At 62.6% G+C, this 15,157-nt stretch carries 15 protein-coding genes and 4 tRNA genes; 14 read left to right on the plus strand and 5 right to left on the minus strand.

Going from position 1 to position 15,157, the window contains the following annotated elements; translation table 11 throughout:
- Positions 1 to 30 precede the first annotated feature (30 nt).
- The 7 genes from rluD to AC19YT_RS07535 all read left to right on the plus strand — a co-directional run bounded on the left by rluD (position 31) and on the right by AC19YT_RS07535 (position 5,122).
- Positions 31 to 993, plus strand: a complete 963-nt coding sequence (gene rluD / locus AC19YT_RS07505; protein ID WP_095109470.1) for a 23S rRNA pseudouridine(1911/1915/1917) synthase RluD — start codon at positions 31 to 33, stop codon at positions 991 to 993.
- Positions 990 to 1,715, plus strand: a complete 726-nt coding sequence (gene pgeF, locus AC19YT_RS07510; protein WP_500610032.1) for a peptidoglycan editing factor PgeF — start codon at positions 990 to 992, stop codon at positions 1,713 to 1,715. The genes rluD and pgeF overlap by 4 nt, the downstream gene beginning before the upstream one ends.
- Before the next feature lie 131 nt (positions 1,716 to 1,846).
- Positions 1,847 to 4,411 carry an ATP-dependent chaperone ClpB gene (clpB, locus tag AC19YT_RS07515; RefSeq protein WP_500610033.1) on the plus strand — a complete coding sequence of 855 codons (2,565 nt, stop codon included), beginning with the start codon at positions 1,847 to 1,849 and terminating at the stop codon, positions 4,409 to 4,411.
- A 297-nt stretch (positions 4,412 to 4,708) separates the two neighbouring features.
- A tRNA-Asn gene (locus AC19YT_RS07520) sits at positions 4,709 to 4,784 on the plus strand.
- A 9-nt stretch (positions 4,785 to 4,793) separates the two neighbouring features.
- Positions 4,794 to 4,870 (plus strand) — tRNA-Pro (locus AC19YT_RS07525).
- A gap of 5 nt (positions 4,871 to 4,875) precedes the next feature.
- A tRNA-Lys gene (locus AC19YT_RS07530) sits at positions 4,876 to 4,951 on the plus strand.
- 94 nt (positions 4,952 to 5,045) lie between these two features.
- Positions 5,046 to 5,122, plus strand: a tRNA-Pro gene (locus AC19YT_RS07535).
- A 180-nt stretch (positions 5,123 to 5,302) separates the two neighbouring features.
- On the opposite strand, the gene AC19YT_RS07540 is transcribed toward AC19YT_RS07535, so the two are convergent.
- The 4 genes from AC19YT_RS07540 to AC19YT_RS07555 are packed head-to-tail and all read right to left on the minus strand — an operon-like array spanning position 5,303 to position 8,037.
- Complete coding sequence (locus AC19YT_RS07540) at positions 5,303 to 6,601, minus strand: NAD(P)/FAD-dependent oxidoreductase (RefSeq protein WP_095109473.1); 1,299 nt, start codon at positions 6,599 to 6,601, stop codon at positions 5,303 to 5,305.
- Positions 6,602 to 6,661: 60 nt separating this feature from the next.
- On the minus strand, positions 6,662 to 6,835 hold the full coding sequence (locus AC19YT_RS07545; protein ID WP_095109474.1) for a DUF3094 family protein: 174 nt from the start codon (positions 6,833 to 6,835) through the stop codon (positions 6,662 to 6,664).
- A gap of 48 nt (positions 6,836 to 6,883) precedes the next feature.
- Complete coding sequence (locus AC19YT_RS07550) at positions 6,884 to 7,411, minus strand: MOSC domain-containing protein (RefSeq protein WP_095109475.1); 528 nt, start codon at positions 7,409 to 7,411, stop codon at positions 6,884 to 6,886.
- Positions 7,411 to 8,037, minus strand: a complete 627-nt coding sequence (locus AC19YT_RS07555; RefSeq protein ID WP_095109476.1) for a DUF1780 domain-containing protein — start codon at positions 8,035 to 8,037, stop codon at positions 7,411 to 7,413. The genes AC19YT_RS07550 and AC19YT_RS07555 overlap by 1 nt, the downstream gene beginning before the upstream one ends.
- 215 nt (positions 8,038 to 8,252) lie before the next feature.
- Here AC19YT_RS07555 and AC19YT_RS07560 point away from each other — a divergent pair, with 215 nt between their 5' ends.
- The 3 genes from AC19YT_RS07560 (at position 8,253) to AC19YT_RS07570 (ending at position 12,276) form a co-directional block, all read left to right on the plus strand.
- Positions 8,253 to 9,593, plus strand: coding sequence for an aromatic acid/H+ symport family MFS transporter (locus AC19YT_RS07560; protein ID WP_095109477.1), 1,341 nt, complete (start codon positions 8,253 to 8,255; stop codon positions 9,591 to 9,593).
- 103 nt (positions 9,594 to 9,696) lie between these two features.
- Positions 9,697 to 10,908: a benzoate/H(+) symporter BenE family transporter gene (locus tag AC19YT_RS07565; protein ID WP_500610034.1), complete on the plus strand. Its 1,212-nt coding sequence runs from the start codon at positions 9,697 to 9,699 to the stop codon at positions 10,906 to 10,908.
- A 99-nt stretch (positions 10,909 to 11,007) separates the two neighbouring features.
- On the plus strand, positions 11,008 to 12,276 hold the full coding sequence (locus tag AC19YT_RS07570; protein ID WP_500610035.1) for an OprD family porin: 1,269 nt from the start codon (positions 11,008 to 11,010) through the stop codon (positions 12,274 to 12,276).
- Positions 12,277 to 12,337: 61 nt separating this feature from the next.
- On the opposite strand, the gene AC19YT_RS07575 is transcribed toward AC19YT_RS07570, so the two are convergent.
- Positions 12,338 to 12,547, minus strand: coding sequence for a DUF2790 domain-containing protein (locus tag AC19YT_RS07575; protein ID WP_095109480.1), 210 nt, complete (start codon positions 12,545 to 12,547; stop codon positions 12,338 to 12,340).
- A 121-nt stretch (positions 12,548 to 12,668) separates the two neighbouring features.
- Here AC19YT_RS07575 and AC19YT_RS07580 point away from each other — a divergent pair, with 121 nt between their 5' ends.
- The 4 genes from AC19YT_RS07580 (at position 12,669) to AC19YT_RS07595 (ending at position 15,104) form a co-directional block, all read left to right on the plus strand.
- Complete coding sequence (locus tag AC19YT_RS07580; protein ID WP_500610036.1) at positions 12,669 to 13,601, plus strand: LysR family transcriptional regulator; 933 nt, start codon at positions 12,669 to 12,671, stop codon at positions 13,599 to 13,601.
- A 60-nt stretch (positions 13,602 to 13,661) separates the two neighbouring features.
- The gene (locus AC19YT_RS07585; RefSeq protein WP_095109482.1) at positions 13,662 to 14,129 is read left to right on the plus strand and encodes an FAD/FMN-containing dehydrogenase; all 468 of its coding nucleotides are present in this window, start codon (positions 13,662 to 13,664) and stop codon (positions 14,127 to 14,129) included.
- A complete protein-coding gene (locus AC19YT_RS07590; protein ID WP_095109483.1) occupies positions 14,126 to 14,824 on the plus strand; it encodes an energy-coupling factor ABC transporter permease in 699 nt (232 codons plus the stop codon). The genes AC19YT_RS07585 and AC19YT_RS07590 overlap by 4 nt, the downstream gene beginning before the upstream one ends.
- A gap of 64 nt (positions 14,825 to 14,888) precedes the next feature.
- On the plus strand, positions 14,889 to 15,104 hold the full coding sequence (locus AC19YT_RS07595) for a hypothetical protein (RefSeq protein WP_095109484.1): 216 nt from the start codon (positions 14,889 to 14,891) through the stop codon (positions 15,102 to 15,104).
- The last annotated feature ends 53 nt before the right edge of the window (positions 15,105 to 15,157 follow it).

The raw sequence follows: 15,157 nt of genomic DNA on the forward strand, positions 1-15,157 counted from the left end.
CCAAAGGCTGTGCCGACGCCCAGTCCGAGCATGTCCGATAAAATTGAACTTCGCGCAGAGGTGCCGTCCGAATTGGGCGGCCAACGCCTCGATCAAGTCGCCGCACAATTATTCGCTGAGCACTCGCGCTCGCGCCTTTCCGCCTGGATCAAAGACGGCCGCCTGACTGTGGATGGAGCGGTTATCCGCCCGCGAGACACAGTTCATGGCGGTGCGATTCTTGAGCTGACTGCCGAGCAGGAAGCCCAGGGAGAATGGATCGCTCAGGACATCGAGCTCGATATCGTCTACGAAGACGATGACATCCTGGTCATCAACAAACCCGCAGGCCTGGTGGTTCACCCGGCGGCCGGGCATGCCGATGGCACCTTGCTCAATGCCCTGCTGCACCACGTGCCGGACATCATCAACGTGCCGCGTGCCGGCATCGTGCATCGCCTGGACAAGGACACCACCGGCCTGATGGTGGTGGCCAAGACTATCCAGGCGCAGACCCAGTTGGTGACGCAGCTGCAGAGCCGCAGCGTCAGCCGGATCTACGAATGCATCGTGATCGGTGTCGTGACGGCGGGCGGCAAGATCAACGCGCCCATCGGTCGCCACGGCCAGCAGCGCCAGCGCATGGCGGTAATGGAGGGGGGCAAGCAAGCCGTCAGCCACTACCGCGTGCTGGAGCGTTTCCGCTCTCACACCCACGTGCGGGTCAAGCTGGAAACCGGCCGGACCCACCAGATCCGCGTGCACATGGCCCACATCAACTTCCCATTGGTGGGCGATCCGGCCTACGGCGGCCGCTTCCGCATCCCGCCGGCGGCCAGCGTGACCATGGTCGAGTCCCTTAAAAGCTTTCCGCGTCAGGCGCTGCATGCGCGTTTCCTGGAGCTGGACCATCCGACCACCGGTCAGCGCATGAGCTGGGAGTCGCCGCTGCCGGACGACTTCGTCTGGTTGCTGTCGCTGCTCAAGCAAGACCGCGAGGCGTTCATCGGATGAATGACTGGCTGATCCCCGACTGGCCTGCACCGGCCGGGGTAAAGGCCTGCGTCACCACCCGTACGGGCGGCGTCAGCCTGGCGCCGTTCGACAGCCTCAACCTCGGCGATCACGTTGATGATAGCCCCGCGGCCGTTGCCGAAAACCGCCGGCGCCTCACCGACCATTTCTCCATCGCGCCTGCCTGGTTGCAGCAAGTCCATGGCATAGACGTGGTGCATGCCGACCCTTCGCAGGTCGCGCGGGCAGACGCCAGCTGGACCGCTACCCCAGGCATTGCCTGTACCTCGATGACCGCCGATTGCTTGCCCGTGCTGTTCTGTGACCGCGCCGGCACCCGCGTGGCCGCGGCCCACGCCGGTTGGCGCGGCTTGGCGGCGGGCGTGCTCGAAGCCACTCTGGACAGCCTCGCCGTGGCGCCGGATCAGGTGCTGGTATGGCTGGGGCCCGCCATCGGGCCTACGGCCTTTGAAGTCGGCCCGGAAGTGCGCGAGGCCTTCGTGCGGCAGATGCCAGAAGCGCAGCAGGCCTTCGTACCCAGTGCCAATGCGGGCAAGTTTATGGCCGACATCTACCTGCTGGCGCGCCTGCGCCTGGCGGCCCGTGGTGTCACGGCGGTGTATGGTGGCGGCTTCTGCACGGTCAGCGACCCACGCTTCTTTTCCTATCGCCGCAGCCCCCGCACTGGTCGATTTGCCTCCCTTATTTGGCTCGCGCACTAGACTCTGCTGACCTGCGTCAACCTTACAGCGCTTGAATCTCCCAGAATCGACCGCATCTATAGCGGTATCTGGCAGGTTTCTTCATTCAGGATGTGTTCATAGCTCCGGCCTGCTCAAAAGGAAGGTGACTCATGCGTATAGACCGTTTAACCAGCAAATTACAGTTAGCGTTGTCCGACTCCCAATCCCTGGCGGTCGGCCTCGATCATCCGGCCATCGAGCCGGCGCACTTGATGCAAGCGCTGCTTGAACAGCAGGGCGGCTCGATCAAGCCTCTGCTGATGCAAGTGGGCTTTGACGTCAACAGTTTGCGCAAAGAGCTGAGCAAAGAGCTCGACCAACTGCCGAAAATCCAGAACCCCACCGGGGACGTCAACATGTCCCAGGACCTGGCGCGCCTGCTTAACCAGGCCGATCGCCTGGCCCAGCAGAAGGGCGACCAGTTCATCTCCAGTGAACTGGTGCTGCTCGCCGCGATGGACGAAAACAGCAAACTGGGTAAGTTGCTGCTCGGCCAAGGTGTGAGCAAGAAAGCCCTGGAGAACGCGATCAACAACCTGCGCGGCGGCGAAGCGGTTAACGATGCCAACGTCGAGGAATCGCGCCAGGCTCTGGACAAGTACACCGTTGACCTGACCAAGCGCGCCGAAGACGGCAAGCTCGACCCGGTGATTGGTCGCGACGACGAAATCCGCCGCACCATCCAGGTGCTGCAACGGCGCACCAAGAACAACCCGGTACTGATCGGCGAGCCTGGCGTGGGTAAAACCGCGATTGCCGAGGGCCTGGCCCAGCGCATCATCAACGGCGAAGTGCCGGACGGCCTCAAAGGCAAGCGCCTGCTGTCCCTGGATATGGGCGCGCTGATCGCCGGTGCCAAGTACCGCGGCGAGTTCGAGGAGCGCCTCAAAGGCTTGCTTAACGAACTGTCCAAGCAGGAAGGGCAGATCATTCTGTTCATCGATGAACTGCACACCATGGTCGGCGCCGGTAAGGGCGAAGGCTCGATGGATGCGGGCAACATGCTCAAGCCTGCCCTGGCGCGCGGTGAACTGCACTGCGTGGGCGCCACCACGCTCAACGAGTACCGCCAATATATAGAGAAGGACGCGGCGCTCGAGCGACGCTTCCAGAAAGTGCTGGTGGAAGAACCGAGCGAGGAAGACACCATCGCGATCCTGCGTGGCCTCAAGGAGCGGTACGAGGTTCACCATAAAGTGGCGATCACCGACGGCGCGATCATCGCGGCGGCCAAGTTGAGCCATCGCTACATCACTGACCGGCAGTTGCCGGACAAGGCCATCGACCTGATCGATGAGGCGGCCAGCCGTATCCGCATGGAAATCGACTCCAAGCCCGAAGTGCTGGATCGCTTGGAGCGGCGCCTGATTCAGCTCAAGGTCGAATCCCAGGCCTTGAAGAAAGAAGACGACGAGGCGGCGAAAAAACGCCTGGAGAAACTCCAGGAAGAAATCGAACGCCTGGAGCGCGATTACTCGGATCTGGAAGAGATCTGGAACGCGGAGAAAGCCGAAGTGCAAGGCTCTGCGCAGATCCAGCAGAAAATCGAGCAGTCGCGCCAGGAACTGGAAGCGGCACGCCGTAAAGGCGACCTGAACCGCATGGCGGAGTTGCAGTACGGGGTTATCCCGGACCTGGAGCGCAGCCTGCAAATGGTCGATCAGCACGGCCACAGCGAAAACCAGTTGCTGCGCAGCAAAGTGACCGAGGAAGAGATCGCCGAAGTGGTGTCCAAGTGGACCGGCATTCCCGTGTCGAAAATGCTCGAAGGCGAGCGCGACAAGCTGTTGAAGATGGAAAGCCTGTTGCACCAACGCGTGATCGGCCAGAACGAAGCGGTGGTGGCGGTGGCCAACGCGGTGCGGCGTTCCCGTGCCGGGTTGTCGGACCCTAACCGCCCCAGCGGCTCGTTCATGTTCCTCGGCCCAACCGGTGTGGGTAAGACCGAGTTGTGCAAGGCCTTGGCCGAATTCCTCTTTGATACCGAAGAGGCGATGGTGCGGATCGATATGTCCGAGTTCATGGAGAAACACTCCGTGGCTCGTTTGATAGGTGCGCCACCAGGCTATGTAGGCTACGAGGAGGGCGGCTACCTGACCGAGGCCGTGCGGCGCAAGCCTTACTCGGTGATCCTCCTCGATGAGGTCGAGAAGGCCCACCCGGACGTGTTCAACGTCTTGCTGCAGGTGCTGGAGGATGGCCGGTTGACGGACAGCCACGGGCGTACGGTGGATTTCCGCAACACGGTGATCGTCATGACCTCCAACCTGGGCTCGGCGCAGATCCAGGAACTGGTGGGTGATCGCGAGGCGCAGCGTGCGGCGGTGATGGATGCGGTATCGACGCACTTCCGTCCGGAGTTCATCAACCGGATCGACGAAGTGGTGATCTTCGAGCCTCTGGCCCGGGATCAGATTGCTGGCATCACGCAAATCCAGTTGGGCCGCCTGCGCAGTCGCCTGGCTGAGCGTGAGCTGCAACTGGAACTGAGCGGCGAAGCGTTGGATAAGCTGATCGCGGTGGGTTACGACCCGGTGTACGGCGCACGGCCGCTCAAACGAGCGATCCAGCGCTGGATCGAAAACCCGCTGGCGCAGTTGATCCTTTCTGGCAGTTTCCTGCCGGGAGCGAGCGTGACGGCCACGGTGGAAAACGACGAGATTGTTTTCCATTAAGGTGCAGTCCTGACGCGCCAAGTAGAGGCCCTGCATCGCGGGGCCTTTTTTTTCGATAGGGCGTTGAACTCAAAGGAAAAGGCTTGTAAAGTGCGCCCCGCAGTATGTCAGCCCAAGGTTTTCTTCTCCCCAAGAAGAAAACTGAAAGAAGTCGCAAATCATTGTCTTAAAAGCAATTTAAAGGGTTGACAGGGGTTTTTAAGATTGTAGAATAGCGCGCCTCAGACACACGAACGCAGCGATGTGAACGGGTAGAAGAGACTGAAGTAAGCAGTAGATGTAATTGAAATATGTAGTTCCGTGATAGCTCAGTCGGTAGAGCAAATGACTGTTAATCATTGGGTCCCAGGTTCGAGTCCTGGTCACGGAGCCAATTTCAAACCGGGGTATAGCGCAGTCCGGTAGCGCGCCTGCTTTGGGAGCAGGATGTCAGGAGTTCGAATCCCCTTACCCCGACCATTTTTGGGTCGTTAGCTCAGTTGGTAGAGCAGTTGGCTTTTAACCAATTGGTCGTAGGTTCGAATCCCACACGACCCACCATTTTTGAAACCAGCGCTGCTGGGATCGAATCTTAAGATCAGCGGCCAAAAGCCATGATCGAAGAAGGCGACTTGAAAAGGTCGCCTTTTTTTTCCGGGGTATAGCGCAGTCCGGTAGCGCGCCTGCTTTGGGAGCAGGATGTCAGGAGTTCGAATCCCCTTACCCCGACCATATTGAAAATCCCCGTATCGTCAGATACGGGGATTTTTTTTGTCTGCGCAAAAGTTGAGTGCCGATCAGGCCCGCTCCCTGTGGGAGCGGGCCTGCCCGCGATGGTGATCTGCTAGCTCATGCACGTGTGAGAGGTACACCGCCATCGTCGGCTGGACCAAGCCTCACAAAGTGTGTGGATCAGTGCAGCTTCAGGCGCGGTTCGGTGCCGCGGCCAATGCGGCTGCCCAGCATCAGCATTGCCGTGCGGAAAGGGCCATACAGCGCCATTTGGTGCATGCGATACAGCGAGATATAGAACATGCGCGCCAACCAGCCTTCGAGCATTACGCTGCCGGTCAGGTTGCCCATCAGGTTGCCCACGGCGGAAAACCGCGACAGCGAGATCAGCGAGCCATAGTCGGTGTACTTGTAGCTGGGCAGCGGCTTGCCTTCGATCCGCAGTTTCAGCGATTTGGTCAGCAAGGACGCCTGTTGGTGGGCGGCCTGGGCCCGGGGCGGTACGTTGCGGTCGGTGCCCGGTTGCGGGCAGGCCGCGCAGTCGCCGAAGGCGAAGATGTTTTCGTCGCGGGTGGTTTGCAGGGTGGGCAGCACCTGCAACTGGTTGATGCGGTTGGTTTCCAGGCCATCGATGTCCTTGAGGAAGCCTGGCGCGCGAATTCCGGCGGCCCAGACCTTCAGGCTGGCGTTAATCACCTGGCCGTCGGCCGTTATCAGGCTGTCGGCGGTCACTTCGCTGACGGCGGCGTTGGTCATCACGTTGACCCCCAGCTTCTCCAGGGTTTTATGCACCGGTCCGCCGATCCGCTCCGGCAGGGCGGGCAGCACCCGTGGGCCGGCCTCGATCAGGGTGATGTGCATGTTTTCCGGGAGAATCCGGTCCAGGCCATAGGCCGCCAGTTCATGGGCGGCGTTATGCAGCTCGGCGGCCAGTTCCACCCCCGTGGCGCCGGCGCCGACGATGGCCACGCTGATCTGCTGCACCACATCAGTTTGCCCGGCGTGGGCGCGCAGGTAGTGGTTGAGCAGTTGCTGGTGGAATTTCTCGGCCTGTTTGCGGGTGTCGAGGAACAGGCAATGCTGCGCCGCGCCCTGGGTGCCGAAGTCGTTGGTGGTGCTGCCGACGGCGATCACCAGGGAGTCGTAGCCCAGCTCACGGGCCGGCACCAGCTCCAGGCCTTGTTCGTCGTAAGTGGCGGCCAACTGGATTTTCTTCCGCTCGCGGTCGAGCCCGCTCATGCGCCCAAGCTGGAACTCGAAGTGGTTCCATTTCGCCTGGGCAACATAGTTGAGTTCGTCTTCGCTGGAGTTCAGCGAACCGGCGGCCACTTCATGCAGCAGCGGCTTCCAGATGTGGGTGAGGTTGGCGTCTACCAGTGTCACGCTGGCGGTGCGACGTTTGCCCAGGGTCTTACCCAGGCGGGTCGCCAACTCCAGGCCGCCGGCGCCGCCGCCGACAATGACAATTCGATGAGTCATGGGGATATCTCGCAAGGCTAAAAAAAATCGGTGCGGTTACCCGAGCGAGCGCCAGGCAGCTCATAGCGTCAGGTAACTCAAGAGGCGGCTCAGCAACCCGAGCGCGATCACCGTCACCAGTACCACCGCCAGCAGCAGCCACGGCCGAAAAGGGCGGCGCTCCACGCGGTTCTGGGACAGTTGCAGGTACTGTTCGACATGCTTTTGGTCGTCGGGGTTCAGGCGGCTGGTCATAAAGGCCTCGTCGGTAGACGTTGCTGAATGAAAGGGCGGTACAACGGTTTATCCGGGGTTGAAGGGAGCATAGCCCGTCTCGGACAGCGGCTCGACGCACAGTGGGTCATCGACGCGGATGATGCCGCTGTGGATCACCCGGGCAGTGATTCCGCCATGGCCGCGTACTGCTTGAAAGGTGCCCAGGCCCAGGCGTTGCTCCAGGCGTGCGCAGGGCTGGCACCAGCCCGTAGTCTCGAAAATCGCCTGGCCGATGCGAAAGCGCCGGCCCTTGAGGCTGAACAGGTTGATACCGCTGATGACCAGGTTGCGCCGCAGGTCCTGGGCCTGGACGGGCTGCTGCGGTGCCCGGCCGAGCAAGGCGCTGATAACGGCCAGATGCTCCCACTGGATCAACGTCACCTGCCGTGCGTTGCGCGGGCCGGGCCGGGCATGATCGCCCGTCAGCCCCGCTTCGCGGCGGGCTTCGACGGCCTCCAGTTCGACCATGGCCCCGCGTGATTCGGGGCGCACGCCAATCCAACGCACCCGGCCCTGCTGCGGTACGTGGGCAATCAGCTCTTGCAAGGGGCTCATCACAGGCTGATCCCGACATCGAACACGATGCTGCGCCCCAGGTTGTTGCGCAAAAAGTCCGGCGCGTCGGGGTGGGCGAACAGCACGCGGGCGAACGTGGGGCCCACCAGCGATAGCGAACGCCAGCCCTGGCGCAGGTATTCGGTGGGCGGCGGGAAGTGGCTGTTGAGGTCCAGTACTTCGCGCTTGAGGCTGGCGAAGGCGATGATGTCCAGTTCGCCCAGGTCCATGCCGCGCTCTTTGTAGTTGTGGGCTTTTTTGCGCAGGGTCGGCGCCAGCCGCAGCAGGAAGTCGTTGGCCGGGATGCGCCGGGGCTTGGCTTCGCGGCGCACCAATTGGCTCAGGGAGAACGCCGTGCGCCGGCGCTGCAACTCGTCGCGCCATTCATCGTTGAGGCGCCGGCCCTCGTCTAGGACGAAAAACACCTCGAAATTGGCATCGCGAAACAGCACGTCCGGCGGTTCGCCCGCGGGGCTGAATTCTTCGAGGCGATAGGGGATGTTCAACCCCTGCAAAAGCCGCTGGCACACCCAGCGTTCACGCTCCCATTTGCGGGCGTTGGACAAAAAGGCGTTGGCCTGCTCGGCCGCGATGGTCAGCAGGCGTAGGTAATCTGAGTCATCCATCGCCCCAGCTTAGCGCCCAAATGGGCTTTTGAAGACCCCCCATTTTCCTGGCGCCGGCCGCAAACAGGCGAAACACCCCTGCACAAAACGGATAGCGATCTGCACAAAGCGGATATTGCAGGGCGCAGGGCCTGCCTACCCTGCGATGGCCTGCCTATAAAAACGAGGGCGTTCTCGCCCATCGTTTACAAAAACAACAACAAGAGACAGATGCCATGCGCAAAATCGACGTTCATGAGGTTATCGACAAAGCTCGGTTCAACCGCTTCCACTGGATGGTGCTGTTCTGGTGTGCCCTGATTATCATTTTCGACGGCTACGACCTGGTGATTTACGGCGTGGTCCTGCCGGTACTGATGAAAGAGTGGGGCCTCACCCCCCTGGAGGCTGGGGCGCTGGGCAGTTATGCGTTGTTTGGCATGATGTTCGGGGCGCTGTTTTTTGGGCCGTTGTCCGACAAGATCGGGCGTAAGAAAGCCATCACCATTTGCGTCATCCTTTTCAGCGGATTCACCGTGCTCAACGGTTTTGCCCGCAACCCCACGGAATTCGGCATCTGCCGCTTCATTGCCGGGCTCGGCATTGGCGGGGTGATGCCCAACGTGGTGGCGCTGATGAACGAGTACGCGCCGAAGAAAATCCGCAGCACCCTGGTGGCCATCATGTTCAGTGGCTATTCAGTGGGCGGCATGTTGTCGGCGGGCCTGGGCATTGTGCTGATCCCCAGTTTCGGCTGGCAGTCGGTGTTCTACGTGGCGGTGCTGCCGCTGCTGATGCTGCCGCTGATTATGTATTTCCTGCCGGAATCGGTGGGTTTCATGCTGCGCCAGGGCCGCAACGAAGAAGCCCGCAAGGTGCTGGAGCGGGTCGACCCGGGCTACGTCGCGCAAAGCAGCGACCAACTGCACATGAGCGAAGTCAAAGGCACCGGCACCCCGGTGTTGCAGTTGTTCCGCGAAGGCCGCGCCGTGCGCACGCTGATGCTGTGGGTGGCGTTTTTCTGCTGCCTGCTGATGGTTTACGCCTTGAGTTCCTGGCTGCCGAAACTGATGGCCAACGCCGGCTACAGCCTGGGTTCGAGCCTGTCGTTCCTGTTGGTGCTCAACTTCGGCGCGATCTTCGGCGCGGTGGGCGGTGGCGTGCTGGGCGACAAGCTCAACCTGCCGCGGGTGCTGGCGGTGTTCTTCGCCGTGGCCGCCATCTCCATCACCTTGCTGGGCTTCAAGAGCCCGACGCCGGTGCTGTACCTGCTGATCGCCATTGCCGGGGCCACCACCATCGGTTCGCAGATTCTGCTGTACGCCTGCGCCGCGCAGTTCTACTCCATGGCCATTCGTTCCACGGGGCTTGGCTGGGCTTCCGGGATTGGCCGCAACGGCGCTATCGTCGGGCCACTACTGGGCGGGGCGTTGTTGGGCATCAGCCTGCCGCTGCAACTGAATTTCATGGCCTTTGCCGTACCGGGCGCGATTGCGGCGGTGGCGATGACCTTGTTTGCCATCAGCAGCCAACGTTCCACCCGCGCCACTGCGGCCCTGACGCCCACCCGCGCCTGAGCCGGTGCGACACGGCGCAGTGCCGTGTCGCCCACGTTCGATAGAACAAGAGCACCCAGGCCCTGTGCCACGGGTTGCCAGATGAGTCTTGCGGTGAGGTGCCATGAAAGCGTTTTTCCATGACTTTTCCCTGTCTGCGGCAGTGGCCGGGTTTATCGCCACGGTGATTTCCTATGCCGGGCCCCTGGTGATTATTTTCCAGGCTGCCGAAAGCGCGCAGATGTCCCGGGAGCTGCTGTCGTCCTGGGTTTGGGCGATTTCCATCGGCAGCGCCGTGTTGGGCATCGGCCTGAGCCTGCGCTACCGGGTGCCGGTGATTATTGCCTGGTCGGCGCCGGGTTCGGCGCTGCTGGTGGCGTTGCTGCCGGGGATTTCCATGGAAGAGGCCGTGGGCGCCTACCTGGTCAGTAGCCTGATTATTTTTGCAGTGGGCATTTGCGGGGCCTTTGACCGGATCATCAGCAAACTGCCCAGCGCCATTGCGGCGGCGATGCTGGCGGGGATTCTGTTCAGCTTCGGCACCGGCCTGTTCGTGTTCTTGCAGGGCAAGCCGTTGCTGGTGCTGGCGATGTTCGTCACCTACCTGGTGTGCAAGCGCATGATGCCGCGCTATGCGGTGCTGATGGTGTTGTTGGTGGGTTGCGCTATCACGTTTGCCGCCGGCGATTTGCACCGTGAAGCCCTGGTCATTGGCCTGGCGACGCCGGTGTGGGTCACCCCGCAATTTAGCCTCAGCGCGACCCTTAATATCGCCTTGCCCCTGGTGATGGTGGCGCTGACCGGGCAGTTTGTGCCCGGCATGGCGGTGCTGCGCGCCAGCGGCTACAACACCCCGGCCAGCCCGATCATCGCCAGCAGTGCCCTGGGCACCGCGTTGCTGGCGCCGTTTGGTTGCCACGGGTTGAACCTGGCCGCCATCACCGCGGCCATCTGCACTGGCCGTGAGGCCCACGAAGACCCAAGCAAGCGCTACGTTGCCGGGGTGGTGGGCGGGCTGTTCTACCTGGTGCTGGGGATTTTTGGCGCCACCTTGGTTTCGCTGTTTTCGGCCTTTCCCAAGGAGCTGATCGCAGCGCTGGCGGGGCTGGCGTTGTTCGCCGCCATCGGCGGCGCCCTGGCCGGCGCCATGGCGGTGCCCAACGACCGCGAAGCGGCGCTGGTGACCTTCCTCACCACGGCCTCGGGTATGTCGCTGTTCGGTTTGTCCGCCGCATTCTGGGGCCTGATCTTCGGCATTGCCGCCCATGTCCTGCTCAACGCCCGGCGGCCCGCGCCGGTCGTGGCCGCCCCCGGCGAGGTGGCGCGCCGCCCCTGATCCACGCCTGATTTTCCACCCCGTTCCCATGCCCTCGGCCGCCCGGGCGCTGCCGCGTTCGTGTGCCACCTGTCGATCAATAACAATAAGAGCCAAACGATGAAACAGACCTTCCAGAGCACCCCTTGCGTCCTGTCCCTGGCTATCGGCCTGGGCTGTTCCACCTCCGTGCTGGCCGCCGACAGCGGCTTTATCGAGGACACCACGGCGACCTTGCAGGCGCGTCACTACTACTTCAGCCGCGACTTTTCCGACATCGTCGGCGCCAATCAGCAGTCCAAGGCCGAGGAGTGGGCCCAGGGTTTTATCCTCAACGTTAAATCGGGCTACACCCAGGGCACCGTCGGTTTTGGCCTGGACGTGATCGGCTTGCTGGGGCTTAAGCTCGACAGCAGCCCCGACCGGGTCAACACCGGGTTGTTGCCGGTGCAGGACGACGGCCGCGCGGCGGATGACTACAGCCGCCTCGCCGGGGCGTTGAAAGTGCGCTTCTCCAAGACCGAACTGCGCATCGGCGAATTGCAGCCCAACCTGCCGGTGTTGGCCTTCAGTGATATCCGCCTGCTTCCCCCGAGTTATCAGGGGGCCAGCGTCACGTCCGGCGAAATCAACGGCTTGACCTTGCAGGGTGGCCATTTGAAATCCACCAGCCTGCGCAACGAGGCGGGCGACGACAAGCTGCAAGCCATGCTCGGCCACGTGCCGCAACGCCAGGTCAGCAGCGACGGCTTCAACTTTGCCGGGGCCGACTATGTGTTCAACGACAAACGCACCTCGGCTAGCGCTTGGTTCGGCCAGTTGGAAGACATCTACCACCAGCGCTTTTTGGGCCTCAAGCACAGCGAACCGATGGGCGACTGGACCCTGGGAGCCAACCTAGGCTTTTACGATTCGCGCGAAGACGGCAAAAAACTACTGGGCAACATCGACAACCAGGCGTTTTTCTCCCTGCTGTCGGCCAAGCGCGGCGGCCACACCTTTTACGTCGGCTACCAGGGGATGTTCGGCGACAGCGCGTTCCCGCGGGTGTTCGCCAACGTCACGCCCCTGGGCAACGAAGTGCCCACCTATGAATTTGCCTACACCGACGAACGCTCCTGGCAGGTGCGCCACGACTACGATTTCGCCGCCCTGGGCGTGCCCGGCCTGACCAGCACCGTGCGTTACATTTCCGGTAACAACGTCGACACCGGCAAGGGGTTCGAGGGCAAGGACCGCGAGCGCGACCTGGACCTGGGCTACGTGATCCAGAGCGGCACCCTCAAAGGCCTGGGCATGCGCGTGCGCAACGTGATGGCGCGTTCCAACTACCGCAGCGATATCGACGAAAACCGCCTGATCCTCAGCTACACCTGGACCCTGCTGTGACCGGCGCCGGGGCGGCCAACCTGGCGTTGGCCTGGCGCGGCGCCAATCGGTTGCGGCGGGCTTAGGCCGGGCCGCCGCAATCGCCCATCACCATGTAAGTGACGCTATGGGTTTGCCCTTGGTGGTCGATATAGACCATGGTGGCCGGCACCACGTCGCAGACATTGGGGATATCGCTGATAGACACGACTTTGGCGACGTCCAGGGTGGGTTCGCCGGCCAGGGCGCCGGTGGCGACAAGGGCGAGGAACAGACTGAGCAGGGTTTTCATGGTGGCCTCTTGTATATGTGAGCTGATGTGTACAGTTTAGCCCTCGCTGCTGTAGGAAAAAGCCGCGTTCGCCTGATGCAGCCTTACATCAAACGCAACAGTCACAGGCCCCGGAGGCTTTATGGATGTACTCAATAGCCTGCGGGTGTTCGTGCAGGTGGTCGATAGCGGCAGCTTTACGGCTGCGGCACAGGTCCTGGATCTTTCGACCGCGCAGGTCTCGCGCCTGGTGGCGGACCTGGAGCAGCACGTGCAGGCGCGCCTGCTGCAACGCACCACCCGGCGCCTGGGCCTGACTGACGCCGGCGAGCGCTTTTTGCTGCGCGGGCGGCAGATCCTCGAAGAAATGCAAGTGGCCACCGCCGAAGCCCGTGGCGCCCACCTCAAGCCCAGCGGGCGCTTGCGCGTGCATACCCTGCACGGCCTCGGCATGCTGATAACCCCGCTGATCGCCCGCTACTGCGAGCTGTACCCGGACGTGGTGTTCGAACTGAGCCTGTCCCAGCGCAACCCCGACCCGTTGGAAGAAGGCCACGACGTGGTGATTTCCATCGCCCAGGAACTGGCCGACTCCCAGTTCGTCGCCCAGGTCATCGGGCAGATCTACAGCGCGCCGTTCGCCTCGCCCGCGTACCTGCAGCGCCACGGTGTGCCGGCCAGCCCGGCGGCGCTGAACGAGCACCGCTGCTTGCGCCTGCTCGACCCGATGTACAGCGACCAATGGCAGTTTCACGATGCGGCGGGCGAGCAGGGCGTCCTGCCGGGGCCGACCTTCCAAAGCAACGTCGCTGAATCCATGGTCAACGCCTCGGAGGCGGGCATGGGCGTGAGCCTGGTGCCGTTCTACGCCGCCACCCGCCCGCTCAGTGAAGGCCGCTTGCTGCGTTTGCTGCCCGCCTATCGCCTGCGCGAGCGCAACGTCTACGCGCTGTACCCGTCGCGGCGCTTTCTCGACGCCAAGGTGCGCACCTGGGTGGACTTTCTCCAGGCTGAGCTGCCCCAAGTCTTCGCCGCGCACGAAGCGGTGATGAACGACCCGCGACACTGGGCTTGACGCTCGCGCGGCGGGGCGGGTGTAGACTGGCGGCTCGTTTATCCAGGCAAGGAGTCGGCAGTGAAATTTTTCCCGGTGGTGATCTTGAGCCTCATGCCCCTGTGGGCGCAGGCGTTGGAAGTGGGCGAGAAACTGGCGCCCTGGACCCTGCTCGACCAGTTCGACCAGAGCTACAGCCTCAACGACCAGACCCGCACCCTGCTGGTGGCGCGCACCATGGACGGCGCCAAACTGGTCAAAGCCGTGCTGCTGGACCAGCCCAAGGGCTACCTCGAAGCCCGCGACGCGGTGTTCGTCGCCAATATCGAACCGATGCCCAAGTTGATCGCGCGGATGTTCGCCATCCCCGCCATGCGCGATTACCCGTATCGGGTCATGCTCGACCGTGATGGCCAGGTAGTGGCGGCATACCCGGGCGCGGCGGACAAAGTGCTGTGGCTGCAACTGGACCACGGCCAGGTGCAGCAGGTGCGCGAATTCGATAACGCCGCCAGCCTGCGCGAGGCGCTGGAGAAGCCGCTGCCATGATCGGCGCCGAACTGCTGTCGGGCACCAGCCTGCTGGTCGGTTGGCTGATTTACCTGCCGGTACTGGCCTGGGCCCTGCTGCGTTCGCCGTGGGTCGAGTTGTTCAGCGACACCCGCCGCCAGCACCTGCTGTTCGGCACGGTGTTCGCACTGTTTTTGCTGTGGCTGATGCGCCGCGACTTCGACACCGGCGTGTCCTACCACTTTATCGGCATGACTGTGGTCACCCTGCTGCTGGACTGGCCGTTGGCCATAGTCGGCGGCCTGGTGGCGCAAATCGGCCTGGCCCTGCTGGGGCGCCAGGACTGGGTGGCACTGGGGGTCAACGGCAGCCTGTTGATCCTGTTGCCGGTGCTGGTCACCGAATGCTGCGCCTTGCTGGTGGAACGGGCGCAGCCGCGCAACCCCTTCGTGTACATTTTTTGTTCAGGTTTCTTCGCGGCGGCGCTGGCCGCCTTGTTGTGCCTGCTGGCCACGCTGGGGCTGCTGTGGGTTGACGGCGTGTTCGCCATGCCTGAGTGGCTGGAGGATTTTGTCGGCTACCTGTGGCTGATTATTTTCCCGGAGGCCTTTATCAACGGCATGTTGGTCAGCGCCCTGGTGGTGTTTTGCCCCGAATGGCTGGAAACCTTCAACCGCACACGCTACCTGTCGGCGCCCTGGAACGACGACGACCAACGGCGCCCGCGAGGTTGATCCACGTCAAGGACGGCCCGGGGGCCGCGTCGCATGCTCTGGGAAATTTCTCAGGAGCAGCGTCATGAGCGTTTACGAATGGGCACGGCAGGAACTGCGGCAAAGTCTCGATTGCGCACAAGAGGTGGGTTTTGACCCGGGCCTGAGCCTACGCGCCTTACTCAGTGCGGTGGTGCAACAGAGCAAGGGCGTGCGCAGCCTGGAAGACTTGGCCGATGAACTGCAGTTCTTGGCCGAAAACCTGGACGACGGCCAGGATTACGGTTTTATGCGGCCTTAGGGCTGGCACCCCTTAGCCGGTGGGAGCCGGCGGGCCCGCTCCCACAGAGGCCG

The sequence above is a fragment of the Pseudomonas sp. MF08875 genome (assembly GCF_059862525.1).

Coding starts and splice junctions, on each gene's coding strand:
- rluD (WP_095109470.1), top strand. CDS start 31: ATGTCCGATAAAATTGAACTTCGCGCAGAGGTGCCGTCCGAATTGGGC.
- pgeF (WP_500610032.1), top strand. CDS start 990: ATGAATGACTGGCTGATCCCCGACTGGCCTGCACCGGCCGGGGTAAAG.
- clpB (WP_500610033.1), top strand. CDS start 1,847: ATGCGTATAGACCGTTTAACCAGCAAATTACAGTTAGCGTTGTCCGAC.
- AC19YT_RS07540 (WP_095109473.1), bottom strand. CDS start 6,601: ATGACTCATCGAATTGTCATTGTCGGCGGCGGCGCCGGCGGCCTGGAG.
- AC19YT_RS07545 (WP_095109474.1), bottom strand. CDS start 6,835: ATGACCAGCCGCCTGAACCCCGACGACCAAAAGCATGTCGAACAGTAC.
- AC19YT_RS07550 (WP_095109475.1), bottom strand. CDS start 7,411: ATGAGCCCCTTGCAAGAGCTGATTGCCCACGTACCGCAGCAGGGCCGG.
- AC19YT_RS07555 (WP_095109476.1), bottom strand. CDS start 8,037: ATGGATGACTCAGATTACCTACGCCTGCTGACCATCGCGGCCGAGCAG.
- AC19YT_RS07560 (WP_095109477.1), top strand. CDS start 8,253: ATGCGCAAAATCGACGTTCATGAGGTTATCGACAAAGCTCGGTTCAAC.
- AC19YT_RS07565 (WP_500610034.1), top strand. CDS start 9,697: ATGAAAGCGTTTTTCCATGACTTTTCCCTGTCTGCGGCAGTGGCCGGG.
- AC19YT_RS07570 (WP_500610035.1), top strand. CDS start 11,008: ATGAAACAGACCTTCCAGAGCACCCCTTGCGTCCTGTCCCTGGCTATC.
- AC19YT_RS07575 (WP_095109480.1), bottom strand. CDS start 12,547: ATGAAAACCCTGCTCAGTCTGTTCCTCGCCCTTGTCGCCACCGGCGCC.
- AC19YT_RS07580 (WP_500610036.1), top strand. CDS start 12,669: ATGGATGTACTCAATAGCCTGCGGGTGTTCGTGCAGGTGGTCGATAGC.
- AC19YT_RS07590 (WP_095109483.1), top strand. CDS start 14,126: ATGATCGGCGCCGAACTGCTGTCGGGCACCAGCCTGCTGGTCGGTTGG.
- AC19YT_RS07595 (WP_095109484.1), top strand. CDS start 14,889: ATGAGCGTTTACGAATGGGCACGGCAGGAACTGCGGCAAAGTCTCGAT.